We start from the raw sequence: 13,438 nt of genomic DNA on the forward strand, positions 1-13,438 counted from the left end.
AACCAGAGCCTAAGCCAGAGCCAAAACCAGAGCCAAAACCAGAATCATCTAAGAAATCATTGCCAAATACTGGTTCAGTTGAACAATCATTCATGACTTATTCAGCACTTATTGGTTTAGCTACTGCCGGTTATGCTTTGTCAAGAAAGAAAAAAGAAGACTAAGATTTTCTTTTAATCCTTTAAAAAATCTCACGATTAAAAACCAGAAGGCACAACCTTTTGGTTTTTTTATAAAGCATGAAAAGGGAATTGATGACAATTTCCTATAGGTTCTCCTCCATATTTGTGATACAATTAAACTACTATTATCGAAGGGAGAAACTATGATTAATTCAATTGTTTCACAAGGTTTGATTTGGGCCATTTTAGGGTTAGGAATCTTTATGACGTTCCGAATTCTAGATTTTCCAGATATGACGACAGAAGGGTCCTTCCCGCTTGGAGGAGCGGTAGCGGTAACCTTGATTACCAAAGGGGTCAATCCACTCCTTGCGACGCTGGCTGCTATTGGTGCAGGGTGCTTGGCAGGACTTGCGACGGGTCTTCTCTATACAAAAGGGAAAATCCCCACACTCTTGTCAGGGATCCTTGTAATGACATCTTGTAACTCGGTTATTCTCTTTGTCATGCAGCGGGCTAATTTAGGACTTCTGGGCTATAAAAAAATTCAGGAATTTCTTCCTTTTGCCAGTGGGTTCAATGAGATCCTGATTGGCTTGATTTTCGTAACGCTTGTGATCCTTGGTTTGATCTTCTTCTTGGATACACGCTTGGGTCAAGCCTATATTGCGACAGGGGACAATCCAGATATGGCCAAGAGCTTTGGGATCAACACTGACCGGATGGAATTGATGGGCTTGGTCATTTCAAATGGGATTATTGCTCTATCTGGTGCACTGATGGCCCAACAAGAAGGCTATGCGGATGCTTCACGTGGGATTGGTGTCATCGTTATTGGGCTTGCCAGTCTCATTATTGGAGAGGTGCTCTTTTCAAATGTCACCTTGACAGAGCGCTTGCTCAGTATTGCGATCGGATCGATCGCCTACCAATTTTTGATTTGGGCCGTGATTGCGCTTGGCATCAATACCAGCTATATTCGAATCTTCAGTGCCTTGATCTTAGCTATCTGCTTGATGATTCCAACCTTTAAGGGAAAAATCATGAAAGGAGCAAAACTCAGTAAATGACAGCAATTGTAGAATTAAAAAATGTAACCAAAGCCGTGAGCAATGGGATGAACGAAGAAAAAGTCATTCTGGATGATGTTTCCTTGGAAATTCGAGAGCATGATTTTATCACGATTTTGGGGGGCAATGGAGCTGGAAAATCAACCCTCTTTAATACCATTGCTGGGACGCTTCCGGTGAGCAGTGGGAAGATTTATATTTTGGGGGAAGATGTAACCAACTATTCTCCTGAAAAGAGAGCCAAGTACCTATCGCGGGTCTTTCAAGATCCTAAAATGGGCACAGCGCCTCGCATGACAGTAGCGGAAAACCTCTTGGTAGCGAAGTTTCGTGGAGAAAAACGTGGCTTGATTCCGCGTCACTTGGCCAGCTATAAAGAAGAGTTTCAAATGGTCCTTGCTAAGATCGGCAATGGCTTGGAAAATCATATCGACACAGCCGTTGAGTTTCTATCAGGGGGGCAACGACAAGCCTTGAGTCTGTTGATGGCGACACTGAAACGCCCAGAACTCTTGCTTTTAGACGAACACACTGCAGCCTTGGATCCAAAAACCAGTCAGGCCCTAATGACCTTGACCGATGAGTTTGTGAAACAAGATGCCCTCACAGCTCTTATGATCACCCACCATATGGAAGATGCTTTGAAATATGGAAATCGCTTGATTGTGATGAAAGACGGACACATCGTCCAAGACCTCAATCAAGAAGAAAAAGCCCAAATGACCATCGCAGACTACTATCAATTATTTGAGAAAGAATAAGATACAAAGCCCGTAAAATGGGAGTAGGACAGAAGCGACATTACTTAGGTGGTCTGATGTAGAAGTAGTTTGTCTGCATGCTAGAGAGTGGGACAGAAATCGGTAATTCGTTAGAATTCGATTTCGTTGTCCCACCTCCGCACAGTTGAGTAAGGCTGTAAAAGCTGATGAAATCAGCGTAGTATAGCCCACTCAACCACTGTGTCTTGCTCGACAATCCAAAAATAATTGAGAGGCCAGGACTTTTGTCCAGTCCTCTTTTCTTTTCCTTAAATCATCTATAAAACCGCATAAAAATAGGAACTAGTTTCAGCTGGAATCGCTTGCAATTGCCTAGGAAGCTGAGTATAATAAAGGTAGAAAGATGAAGAAGGGATTGATACCAATGCCTTATCGAGTTAAAATTTAGGTTACTTCGTTTTAGGCCTGTTTTGCTGATATCTGTTCATGCTCTTATCGTAAAAGAGCAGTCATGTCGTGTGTGTCGGATCGGTTGGACGGTCGGGCAAACCTGCTTAGTTTGTCCGGAGACATAAGAAAACGTGGGAATAGTAGGTAGAAGCTTTTTGTAAAGGTTTTCAAACTTCAATGCGTCCAGTCGAAAACTAATCATTTGGATTTGGGATAGCAAAGAAAACCTCTGGTATTTTACACAAATACTATTAAATGAAATCAACATCATAAACATTGTTTTGTTAGCCAAAAGGTTAATTGCACCAAGTCAGTGAAGCAGACCAGGCCTCTAGTCCCGTAAGACTGGAGGCCATTTTTATAAAATACTCAGGAGGAGGTGAGAGTATGGGATTGTCGTATGCGCAAGAATATAGTTGTCGGGACCATTTTCGGCAAAGAGCTTTTGAGCGCTTTGGCGTAGATGATCAGCACTTGAATAAGTGGATCAACCAACACCTCTCCTCCCTCTCTCCTTATGATAGTAATGTGGTTCAACCCGCCAACACAGAAGCCTATGTAGCCAGTGATGGCGTCATCTTTGTCTGCAATATCAAAAGTCGGGAGTTTATCACCTGTTTTAAGGCGGTTAATTACCAAGAATCTAAGGAAGAAGAGGAAGCTTATACGGACATTCACGAAAACAATGTCGCTTCCTTCAAAAAAGATGTGAACCACCTAGTCAATCGCTACCGACTCAAGGAAGCCAAAGAGCTGTTTGAAAACATTGGGGAGGACTTGGATGACTTTTATCACCTGTCCCAAGCGGTCAAGAACGGCCAATTGAGCGAGCGAAATAGTAAGCGCCTAGAGGAATTGTTAGGCAAGTTTCATGTGATCAAGGCAGCCATGCGGATCATTGAAAATAAACGGGGAGATTACCATCTTTAGGGTCTTTTCCCCCTAAAAATAGGCGCCTAGAAGCCCTCTCATCTGAAATAGATGAGAGGACTTTTTTGCTGTGGAAAGCTTTTTGAAAAAAAGAGAAAAAAATTGTATAATAGAGTGGATATGCAAGTATTTGCAAAGCTGTAATTCGACTTGGGCGACCAAGGACCGTAAGTATTAAAATAATCACACTAAAGGAGACAACAGTGAGTAGTATTAAATTAGTCACTCTTGGCGGTGTTCGAGAAAATGGGAAAAATCTCTACGTTGCCGAAGTGAACGATTCGATTTTTGTCTTGGATGCAGGTTTGAAGTATCCAGAAAATGAGCAACTTGGGGTGGATGTCGTTATCCCAAACATGGATTATCTATTTGAAAACAAGGACCGCATTGCGGGTGTTTTCTTGACCCATGGTCATGCGGATGCCATTGGGGCCTTGCCTTATCTTTTGGCGGAAGCGAAAGTCCCTGTATTCGGGACAGAGTTGACCATTGAGTTGGCTAAACTCTTTGTAAAAAGCAATGACAGTGTGAAGAAATTCAACGACTTCCATGTCATCGATCAGAATTCTGAGATTGATTTTGGCGATGCCGTCGTCTCTTTCTTTCAAACAACCCACTCCATCCCTGAAAGTATCGGGATTGTGATTGGCACTCCTGAGGGCAATATCGTCTATACAGGAGACTTTAAATTTGACCAAACTGCCAGCGAGTCATACGCGACAGACTTTGCTCGTCTAGCTGAGATTGGACGCGAAGGCGTACTCGCTCTCTTGAGTGATTCGGCCAATGCGGATAGTAATATTCAAGTTGCCAGTGAGCAAGAAGTAGGCGATGCTATCTTAGATACGATTGCAGACTGGGATGGTCGTGTCATCGTGGCGGCGGTAGCCAGCAACCTTTCTCGGATCCAGCAGGTCTTTGATGCTGCGGCTGAGACTGGCCGTCGAGTGGTCTTGACAGGATTTGATGTGGAAAACATCGTCCGCACAGCTATTCGCTTGAATAAATTGTCTCTTGCCAACGAAAAACTCTTGATCAAGCCAAAAGAAATGAGCCGTTTTGAAGATCATGAATTGATCATTTTGGAAACAGGCCGGATGGGTGAGCCGATCAACGGTTTGCGCAAGATGTCGATTGGCCGTCACCGCTATGTGGAAATCAAAGATGGGGACTTGGTCTACATCGTCACAACACCGTCTATTGCCAAAGAAGCTGTGGTGGCTCGTGTGGAAAACATGGTCTACCAAGCAGGTGGCATTGTCAAATTGATCACGTCAAGCTTGCGCGTATCCGGTCACGGAAATGCACGGGACTTGCAGTTGATGATTAACCTTCTTCGTCCTAGATATCTCTTCCCGATCCAAGGGGAATACCGTGAATTGGATGCCCATGCACGAGTAGCGATGGAAGTCGGAATCTTGCCTGAAAATATCTTTATTCCAAAACGCGGGACTGTGATGGAGTACGAAAAGGGGGACTTCGTCCCTGCCGGTAGCGTCTCAGCGGGAGATGTCATGATCGATGGGAATGCCATTGGGGATGTGGGCAATATTGTCCTTCGTGACCGCAAGGTCTTGTCAGAAGACGGGATCTTTATCGTGGCGATCACGGTGAATCGCAAAGAGAAGAAGATTATTTCCAAAGCGCGCGTGCACACCCGTGGTTTTGTCTATGTTAAGAAGAGTCGGGATATTCTTCGTGAAAGTTGCGAATTGGTCAACCAAAGCGTTGAAGACTATTTGGCACAAGACAGCTTTGACTGGGGTGAGTTAAAAGGTTTGGTACGCGACAACTTGTCTAAGTTCTTGTTTGAACAAACCAAACGCCGTCCAGCCATCCTACCAGTCGTGATGGAAGTGAAATAATAGTAGAAAACGAAACGCTTGGCGGCCCGAGGCTTGCCGAGTGTTTTTAACAGTAGAAAGAGGAAATCAAATGGCAGTTATGCAGATTGAGTATTATTCAGAAGCCTTGAAGATGGAGTGGGGCGTGTCCGTCCTTTATCCCGATGCATCGCGCGTGGAAGATCCAGCGGATACCGATATTCCAGTTCTCTATCTCTTACACGGGATGAATGGGAACCACCACTCCTGGTTGAAGCGGACCAATGTGGAGCGCATTTTGCGAAATACCAATCTGATCGTGGTCCTACCCAATACCAATAATGGCTTTTACACAGATACCCAGTATGGCTACAACTACTACACAGCCATTGCGGAGGAATTGCCAGAGACTCTTTCTCGCTTCTTCCCTAATATGACCAAGAAACGGGAGAAGACCTTTATTGCGGGTCTATCCATGGGCGGCTATGGATCAATGCTCTTGGCTCTCAAGACAAATCGTTTCTCCCATGCGGCTAGTTTTTCCGGTGCTCTGAGTTTCCACGATCGGGACTTTGAAAACAATGACTTGGAACAACCAGCTTTTTGGAAGGGGATCTTTGGAGAGATTGAGGATTGGACGACCAGTCCCTATTCGCTAGAGACTGCTGCCAAGAAGTTTTCAGATAAGAAGACCAAACTCTGGATCTGGTGTGGGGAGCAGGATTTCCTTTATGAGGCCAATAATTTTGAAGTCAAGGAACTAGAAAAGTTAGGTTTGGGTGTCACCTATACCCACAGCCCAGGCAAGCACGAATGGTTCTACTGGGAACGTGAGTTGGAGCACTTTTTACAAACCCTGCCAATCGATTTTGAATTAGAAGAACGGTTAAAATAAGATACAAAGCCCGTAAAATGCACAGTGAAAATAGGGAGTAGGACAGAAGCGATATCATTTATAAACGCTTCGTCGTCCTACCCCCACAAGGCTGATTAGGTATTCTTCTGAGCTTAGAAAGCGACAGAAGAATCCAATCAGCTACTGTGTCTTGAATTAATTGCTATTCAGCTTTCGTTTTTGACACAATCCGTAGCCCGTGTTCGTTTAATAAGATACAAATAGATTGGATATAAGTCAGAGCATTTGTTCTGGCTTTTTTCATATATATAGGAAGAAAGGCTAGAAAGGTCACTTATTCATTTCAGTCCTGCTTTCTTTGTGGTATAATAGGAACGATTGAAAAATGAGCTAGAAATAGCGAACAAGATAAGAGGAGAGAAATATGGCAAAAGATATTCGTGTGCGTTATGCACCAAGTCCAACAGGGCTATTACACATCGGAAATGCTCGTACAGCATTGTTTAACTACTTGTATGCACGCCACCATGGTGGAACCTTTATCATCCGTATCGAGGATACGGACCGCAAACGTCACGTCGAAGACGGCGAACGTTCACAGCTTGAAAACCTTCGTTGGTTGGGCATGGACTGGGATGAAAGCCCAGAGACGCATGAAAACTACCGCCAGTCTGAACGTTTGGAACTCTATCAAAAATACATTGATCAACTCTTGACTGAAGGTAAAGCCTATAAATCTTACGTTACAGAAGAAGAGTTGGCAGCGGAACGTGAACGCCAAGAAGCAGCTGGGGAAACACCTCGCTACATCAACGAATACCTTGGCATGAGCGAAGAAGAAAAAGCAGCTTACATCGCAGAACGGGAAGCAGCAGGTGTGATTCCAACGGTTCGTTTGGCAGTGAATGAGTCAGGTATCTACAAATGGCATGATATGGTCAAAGGCGATATCGAATTTGAAGGCGGCAATATCGGTGGGGACTGGGTCATCCAAAAGAAAGATGGTTACCCAACTTACAACTTTGCTGTTGTGATCGATGACCACGATATGCAAATCTCTCACGTTATCCGTGGAGATGACCACATTGCCAACACTCCAAAACAACTCATGGTCTATGAAGCGCTTGGATGGGAAGCGCCAGAGTTCGGTCACATGACCTTGATCATCAACTCTGAAACTGGTAAGAAGTTGTCTAAACGTGATACTAATACCCTTCAGTTTATCGAAGATTACCGGAAGAAAGGTTACCTTCCAGAGGCAGTCTTTAACTTTATCGCTCTTCTTGGTTGGAACCCTGGTGGGGAAGACGAAATCTTCTCTCGTGAAGAACTCATTAAACTTTTTGACGAAAACCGCCTCAGCAAGTCTCCAGCTGCTTTCGACCAAAAGAAAATGGACTGGATGAGCAATGAGTACATCAAGAATGCGGATCTTGAGACTATCTTTGAAATGGCCAAACCATTCCTCGAAGAAGCAGGACGTTTGACAGACAAGGCTGAGAAATTAGTGGAACTTTACAAACCACAAATGAAGTCAGTGGATGAAATCGTTCCATTGACAGACCTCTTCTTCTCAGACTTCCCAGAATTGACCGAAGCAGAGAAAGAAGTCATGGCTGGTGAAACAGTGCCGACGGTACTTGAAGCCTTCAAAGCAAAACTTGAAGCCATGTCAGACGATGAGTTTGTAGTAGAAAATATCTTCCCACAAATCAAAGCGGTCCAAAAAGAAACTGGTATCAAAGGGAAGAACCTCTTCATGCCAATCCGTATTGCCGTTTCAGGTGAAATGCATGGTCCTGAATTGCCAGATACCATCTACTTGCTTGGACGTGAGAAATCCATCCAACACATTGAAAAAATGTTGGAAGAAATCAGATAATTATCAGAAAAGCCTGTAAATGAATTGAACCCCAAAAGTTAGACAGAAAAGATCCAACTTTTGGGGTTCAGTTCATTTTTTTACTTCTTTTTCTACCATTTGTCAAGTATAATACGGTTTCCGACTCACCATTATTCTTGAAAATGTATGAAGAGAATTTTTTGAGGGATAGTTCGAGCCATTTTTCTGATATTTGAGCATAGAAAAATGACACCTTATCTGGCATTTTTTGAAACAAGGTGTTGGAATTATAAGGCTTAGACGACTTTAATGACTTTGAAATAAAGTATAGTTGTAAAGTTTATTATGCATTATAAGATAATACATTATCCTAATGAGACGATGTATAGAGGCAATCGTATGTGGCTTAGTTGAAGTTATCTGCGATTGTCTTTTTCGTTTCTCATTGAAATCTGCGATATGGCAAGGATTAGTATGGCTAGCTGAAGCGATATCGTGAATACATTTGTACAGAATTTTTCTTGCATAAGGATCCCCACGCTTAGTGATATGCTCTTGACCTAGAAAATCTCCCGATTCATAGTGTTTGAGATCAATACCGATAAAAGCGTTGAGTTGATTAACAGACTTAAAATGACGAATATCTCCTAATTCGCCAATAATGCTTGTAGCCGTTGTTTCTGCGATACCAGGAATAGAGAGAAGAATCTCATATTCAGGTAGAGGTTCAGCTAACGCTATCAACTGTTGTAAAACTTGTTCCCGACTGTTTGTCAACCTTATACTCTCCTGTGCATCATACTTAACCTCTTTTATCATAGGAGAGGCTTTTGAAATGCCAGCATAAGATTGCCTCGCCAATCCAACTAATTTCTCAGTCAAGTTACCTACTCTGTTCTCTGAAATGCGTTTAGAGGTTGAGTTGCGAATAGCTTCTTTCAACTCAACTTCTGATAGTTCCAGCACCCAATGCTTGGTTGGGAAGATGGACACGAGATTCCAATATTGCTCACCTGTAGGAGTAGATAGTAGATTCTCGATTTCTGGGAAGGCGACTTGAAGAACTTTGTGCAGCCTATTCTTCGTCCTTACGATATCCTCTGTCAGATTTTGGTAGAATCGGCTAAGATCATGCAAGTTTTGATAGACTTCTTCTTGAACATAAGTTGGCTTACGGTTTAGAACAAATTGTGACGAAGCAAGTTTCTCTGCATCAATCTTATCGGTTTTTCGGACTCGTAATCCATCAAGTTGCTTCTTAGCTTCCAAAGGATTAAGACGTGTATAGTCATAGCTGTTTTCTTCTAGAAAGGCCTGAAGTCGGCGAGAGTATACACCAGTAGCTTCGAAAATAATTTCGGGATTGCTCACGGTCTTTAGATCCTCCAGTAGACGAGAAAATCCGATAATGTCATTAGGCATAGTATAGCCATGAACCCTTTCACCATTCACAAGAATAGCGACTTCTGAGCTTGCTTTACTCACATCAATTCCAAAAACTGTCCGCATTATGTTTTCCTCTTTGTCTTGAATGATTCCTTATTTTGGTGATTCCATTTTCAATACTCGGCGTCTAGCGCCAAAAGAAGCTACGACATAACAAGATACTTCTGCTTTAATATAAAGAAAAAGTAGTGAGTACTCTCTCCCGTCGGAGATTTCTTCACTACTAATCTTAGTATGTTTTTTATCCTGCTTCCTTCTCTTTTATGGTATACTGAAAGCGACAACATGATTGGAGCTCCCGATGAAAAAGATCCCCTTAGTATTTTCAGGCTGTCTGTTAGGACTGGTTGGCGCTGGAAACCTTCTTGCAGACTCGCTACCTTTCTTTGCCCACGCCTTTAGTCTGACAGGTTTGTTCTTCTGGTTTTTCTTTGTAGTTTACCATGCGATTCGCTGGCAAGAAGCCAAGATAGAATTCCAACAACCAGCCCTTTTATCTGGGATGGCGACTTTTCCCATGGCAGGGATGATTCTATCCACCTATCTTTTGCGCCTCTTTCCCGCCTTTGGAGGTCTATCACAGTTGGTCTGGTGGTCTGCCTTTCTCTTGGATCTGAGCTTAATTCTCTATTTTACCAAGACCCATGTCCTAGCGCGACCAAGAGCCAATGCCACTCCAAGTTGGACCGTTCTCTATGTGGGCATTGCAGTAGCAGCCTTGACTTATCCAGTTGTAGGAATAAGAGAGATTGCTTATCTCGCTTTAGTGATTGGTTTTGGTTTGACCTTTCTTCTTTATCCCCTTATCTATCATGATTTGAAGCAGTCCCCCTTGCCCAGTCATCTGTTGGGCCAAGAAGGCATCTATTGCGCTCCATTTTCCCTTCTTTTAGCAGCTCTGGTTCGTGTGGGTGGAGCAAGCCTTCCTGTCTGGTTCTTACTGATCATGGTAGTTGCCTCACAAGGTTTTTATTTCTTTGTTTTGACGCGTCTACCGAGAATGATCAAAGAAGGTTTTCAACCTGCTTTTTCAGCCCTGACCTTTCCAACAGTCATCACAGCGACCTCTTTGAAAATGGCCCAAGGCTTGTTGCAGTGGCCTTTCTTGACAGCTCTCGTATGGATGGAAACTCTTCTTTGTCTCTTGATTTTAGTCGCTGTTTTAGGAGGTTATGTGGCCTATCTCAGGGAGTAGGAAGTCATCCTTTTTCATTGAAACCTTGTCACGATTATGGTAAGATGCACTATACGATTTGTCATACTCTATAGGAAAGGTATCTATGAAATTCATCAAAGGAAAGCTCTCACTACTTTATCCCCTTTTTCTGCTCTTGTTTTATTTTTATGTTCGGCCTCAATTTCGCCCCTTGGCCCAGTATGTCTCCAATAGCGTAGCAAGCGCCAATAGCTATTATTGGACCTTATTTGGCCTAGAAGGCCTCTATGCAGTCTTTACAGGATTTTTGGTCTACCGTTTTTCTAAAAAAGCGCAGTTTAAACTGGGGAAGAACCCCCTTCAAGCTCTGATAGAAGCTGTTTTTGCGGCCTGTTTGGTCTACTGGCTGGACTACTTCATCAGTGGTTTTGTTCAAGGACGGGCAGCCGTTTTGAGTTTGTTTCCACGGGAAATTAGCCCCACAGGGATGCTTATCCTGGTGATCGCAATGGTCGTCATCCGGCCAGTGACAGAAGAACTGATCTTTCGTGGAGCCTTGGTGAATGCCTACTTCAAAGGCTGGAAACTCTATGCAGAGATTTGGCTTCCAGCCCTCATCTACAGTGGCCTGCATTTTCTCCACACTCCCTTTTCGCTGGGAGCTTCTATCATCTATCTCCTGCCGAGTGTGATTTTTGGGATCCTGTATTATCGGAGCAAGACGCTCCTTTCACCTATTTTGGCTCATATCTTGCTCAATCTCTACTACACCTTGCCTTTACTTTTATCTGTATTTAAGTAGCAACCGATTTCCTGAGTGAGATTGGTTTTTTTTGAAAATATGGTATAATAGAATAAATTTAATAGAGGGAGTTGAGGTTTGAAAAAAAGCTACCGCGTCAAACGTGACAAAGATTTTAATGCTATTTTTAAAAGTGGTCAAAATGTTGCCAATCGGAAATTCGTTGTTTACCGCTTGCGCAAAGACCAACCGCATTTTCGAGTCGGCCTGTCTGTTAGTAAGAAACTGGGAAATGCTGTGACCAGAAATCGCATCAAACGTTTGATTCGCCATGTTTTGATCAAACACCAAGCCTTCCTTACGACCGATGATTTTGTTGTCATTGCTCGTAAAGGAGTGGAGGAGCTCGACTTTCATCAAGTAGAGAAAAATCTTGTACATGTCTTAAAATTAGCGCATGTCTACCAAGAAAGGGAATAATGTGAAAAAGAAACTGAAGTTAACTGGATTATTAGGAGCGGCCTTATTGGTCTTGACAGCTTGTGGAACCTCTCAAGTGACAGCTCAGTCGACAGGTGGTTGGGAACGCTTCGTCTACTTCTTTGCAGAAGCTATCCGCTTCTTGTCCTTTGGCGGAAGTATCGGTGTAGGGATTATCGTCTTTACCATTGTCATCCGGACGGTCCTCTTGCCTCTCTTCCAATATCAAATGAATTCAACCCGCAAAATGCAGGAAATTCAACCCCTCCTCAAGGAATCGCAAGCTAAGTATCCTGGGAAGGATCTTGATAGCCGGACCAAGCTTTCCGAAGAGATGCGGGCCCTTTACAAGGAAAAAGGTGTCAAAACATCTTCAGCCTTCCTTCCTCTCTTGATCCAGATGCCGGTCTTGATGGCCTTGTTCCAAGCGCTGAGCCGTGTCGAATTTCTTAAAGTCGGTCACTTCCTCTGGTTGGACCTTGGCGCGATCGACCCGACTTATATCTTGCCGGTTCTTGCAGCACTCTTCACATTTTTCAGCAGTTGGTTGACCAATAAAGCCATGCCAGAGCGCAATGGTAGTGCGACAACCATGATGTATGTGATGCCTGTGATGATCTTCTTCTTTGCCTTGTTCTCAGCCAGCGGGGTCGCACTATACTGGGTGACTTCCAATGCTTACCAAGTTGGGCAAACCTATCTCTTGAACAACCCCTTCAAGATTATCGCAGAGCGTGAAGCAAAAGAGCAAGCTTCGCGCGACATGGAAAAACAAAAACGTCGTGCCCTAAACAAGGCACAGAAAAAGAAAAAATAAGAAAGAGGTGGACATATGGTCCTATATACTGGAGCAACTGTTGAAGAAGCGATTCAAAAAGGTCTGAACGATTTAGATATTCCTCGTATGAAGGCACATATTACGGTTGTAGCGCGTGAAAAGAAAGGTTTTCTTGGCTTGTTTGGGAAAAAACCAGCCCAAGTTGAGATTGAACCCATTGCAGAAACAACTGTTGTGAAAGCCAATCAAAAAGCTGTCAAAGGTGTCCCAGATGAGATCAATGCACAAAACGAACCGGTTAAAACTGTGAGCGAAGCTACGGTCGATCTCGGACGCGTCGTTGCAGCGATCAAAAAGGTCGAAGAAGAAGGAGAAGTTGTCTCTGAAGAAATCAAGACCGAAATCCTGAAACATGACAAAGAAGCAGATACCGTTCTTGAAGAAAAAGGACATGAACATATCCTTGAAAAAGTTAAAGAACCAGCGACAAAAGAATCAAGCGAATCTGATTTCTCAAACCTTGGTATCGAGGTAGAGGAAAACTACAACATCGAAGAAGTCGTAGATGATGTGACAGCCTATGTTCAAACAGTGGTCGATGAAATGGATGTGGATGCAACCATCTCAAGCAGTCACAACCGCCGTACGGTCAATATGCAAATTGATACCAATGAACCGGGACGTGTCATTGGTTACCACGGAAAAGTCTTGAAGGCTCTTCAACTTTTGGCACAAAATTACCTCTATAACCGCTACTCAAAGAATTTTTACATTACTATTAATGTTAATGACTATGTAGAACACCGGGCGGAAGTTCTTCAAAGCTATGCTCAGAAGTTGGCAACACGTGCCCTCGAAGATGGGCAAGCCCAACAGACAGATCCGATGTCAAACAGTGAACGGAAAATCATTCACCGGATCGTCTCTAAGATGGAAGGAGTCACTAGCTACTCTGAAGGGGAAGAACCAAACCGTTACGTGGTGGTAGACATCGAAGGATAATCTAGCTATTATTTCCCA

At 43.4% G+C, this 13,438-nt stretch carries 13 protein-coding genes; 12 read left to right on the plus strand and 1 reads right to left on the minus strand.

Features of this window, described 5'->3' with window-relative positions; genetic code table 11:
* The 7 genes from HMPREF2832_RS10020 to gltX form a co-directional block, all read left to right on the plus strand.
* Positions 1 to 164: LPXTG cell wall anchor domain-containing protein (locus HMPREF2832_RS10020; RefSeq protein WP_148131360.1), on the plus strand; the 164-nt coding region annotated here is incomplete at its 5' end.
* A gap of 161 nt (positions 165 to 325) precedes the next feature.
* Positions 326 to 1,192 carry an ABC transporter permease gene (locus HMPREF2832_RS09355; protein ID WP_049497072.1) on the plus strand — a complete coding sequence of 289 codons (867 nt, stop codon included), beginning with the start codon at positions 326 to 328 and terminating at the stop codon, positions 1,190 to 1,192.
* Entirely contained in the window at positions 1,189 to 1,953 is a 765-nt protein-coding gene (locus HMPREF2832_RS09360; protein ID WP_049497074.1) for an ABC transporter ATP-binding protein, read from the plus strand. Before HMPREF2832_RS09355 ends, HMPREF2832_RS09360 begins: the two co-directional genes overlap by 4 nt.
* Positions 1,954 to 2,751: 798 nt before the next feature.
* A complete protein-coding gene (locus tag HMPREF2832_RS09365; RefSeq protein ID WP_049523374.1) occupies positions 2,752 to 3,294 on the plus strand; it encodes a hypothetical protein in 543 nt (180 codons plus the stop codon).
* A 203-nt stretch (positions 3,295 to 3,497) separates the two neighbouring features.
* The gene (locus HMPREF2832_RS09370; protein WP_049523372.1) at positions 3,498 to 5,159 is read left to right on the plus strand and encodes a ribonuclease J; all 1,662 of its coding nucleotides are present in this window, start codon (positions 3,498 to 3,500) and stop codon (positions 5,157 to 5,159) included.
* A 70-nt stretch (positions 5,160 to 5,229) separates the two neighbouring features.
* Positions 5,230 to 6,012, plus strand: coding sequence for an alpha/beta hydrolase (locus HMPREF2832_RS09375; RefSeq protein WP_070507000.1), 783 nt, complete (start codon positions 5,230 to 5,232; stop codon positions 6,010 to 6,012).
* A 385-nt stretch (positions 6,013 to 6,397) separates the two neighbouring features.
* A complete protein-coding gene (gene gltX, locus HMPREF2832_RS09380; protein ID WP_070507002.1) occupies positions 6,398 to 7,855 on the plus strand; it encodes a glutamate--tRNA ligase in 1,458 nt (485 codons plus the stop codon).
* A gap of 267 nt (positions 7,856 to 8,122) precedes the next feature.
* On the opposite strand, the gene HMPREF2832_RS09385 is transcribed toward gltX, so the two are convergent.
* Complete coding sequence (locus HMPREF2832_RS09385; protein WP_070507005.1) at positions 8,123 to 9,325, minus strand: IS110 family RNA-guided transposase; 1,203 nt, start codon at positions 9,323 to 9,325, stop codon at positions 8,123 to 8,125.
* A 238-nt stretch (positions 9,326 to 9,563) separates the two neighbouring features.
* On the opposite strand from HMPREF2832_RS09385, the gene HMPREF2832_RS09390 reads away from it, so the two are divergent.
* The 5 genes from HMPREF2832_RS09390 to jag all read left to right on the plus strand — a co-directional run bounded on the left by HMPREF2832_RS09390 (position 9,564) and on the right by jag (position 13,420).
* Entirely contained in the window at positions 9,564 to 10,457 is an 894-nt protein-coding gene (locus HMPREF2832_RS09390; RefSeq protein WP_049497083.1) for a TDT family transporter, read from the plus strand.
* 85 nt (positions 10,458 to 10,542) lie between these two features.
* Complete coding sequence (locus HMPREF2832_RS09395; RefSeq protein ID WP_049497084.1) at positions 10,543 to 11,220, plus strand: CPBP family intramembrane glutamic endopeptidase; 678 nt, start codon at positions 10,543 to 10,545, stop codon at positions 11,218 to 11,220.
* A 78-nt stretch (positions 11,221 to 11,298) separates the two neighbouring features.
* Positions 11,299 to 11,640 (plus strand): ribonuclease P protein component, encoded by a 342-nt coding sequence (gene rnpA, locus HMPREF2832_RS09400; RefSeq protein ID WP_003002960.1) that lies wholly within the window; start codon positions 11,299 to 11,301, stop codon positions 11,638 to 11,640.
* Between the two features lies 1 nt (position 11,641).
* Entirely contained in the window at positions 11,642 to 12,457 is an 816-nt protein-coding gene (locus HMPREF2832_RS09405) for a YidC/Oxa1 family membrane protein insertase (protein WP_070507069.1), read from the plus strand.
* 15 nt (positions 12,458 to 12,472) lie between these two features.
* On the plus strand, positions 12,473 to 13,420 hold the full coding sequence (gene jag / locus HMPREF2832_RS09410; protein WP_021153989.1) for an RNA-binding cell elongation regulator Jag/EloR: 948 nt from the start codon (positions 12,473 to 12,475) through the stop codon (positions 13,418 to 13,420).
* The last annotated feature ends 18 nt before the right edge of the window (positions 13,421 to 13,438 follow it).

This window comes from Streptococcus sp. HMSC073D05, assembly GCF_001812015.1.
In the GTDB taxonomy this organism is placed as follows: domain Bacteria; phylum Bacillota; class Bacilli; order Lactobacillales; family Streptococcaceae; genus Streptococcus; species Streptococcus parasanguinis_D.

Coding starts and splice junctions, on each gene's coding strand:
- jag (WP_021153989.1), top strand. CDS start 12,473: ATGGTCCTATATACTGGAGCAACTGTTGAAGAAGCGATTCAAAAAGGT.
- HMPREF2832_RS09355 (WP_049497072.1), top strand. CDS start 326: ATGATTAATTCAATTGTTTCACAAGGTTTGATTTGGGCCATTTTAGGG.
- HMPREF2832_RS09375 (WP_070507000.1), top strand. CDS start 5,230: ATGGCAGTTATGCAGATTGAGTATTATTCAGAAGCCTTGAAGATGGAG.
- HMPREF2832_RS09385 (WP_070507005.1), bottom strand. CDS start 9,325: ATGCGGACAGTTTTTGGAATTGATGTGAGTAAAGCAAGCTCAGAAGTC.
- HMPREF2832_RS09395 (WP_049497084.1), top strand. CDS start 10,543: ATGAAATTCATCAAAGGAAAGCTCTCACTACTTTATCCCCTTTTTCTG.
- gltX (WP_070507002.1), top strand. CDS start 6,398: ATGGCAAAAGATATTCGTGTGCGTTATGCACCAAGTCCAACAGGGCTA.
- HMPREF2832_RS09360 (WP_049497074.1), top strand. CDS start 1,189: ATGACAGCAATTGTAGAATTAAAAAATGTAACCAAAGCCGTGAGCAAT.
- HMPREF2832_RS09365 (WP_049523374.1), top strand. CDS start 2,752: ATGGGATTGTCGTATGCGCAAGAATATAGTTGTCGGGACCATTTTCGG.
- HMPREF2832_RS09390 (WP_049497083.1), top strand. CDS start 9,564: ATGAAAAAGATCCCCTTAGTATTTTCAGGCTGTCTGTTAGGACTGGTT.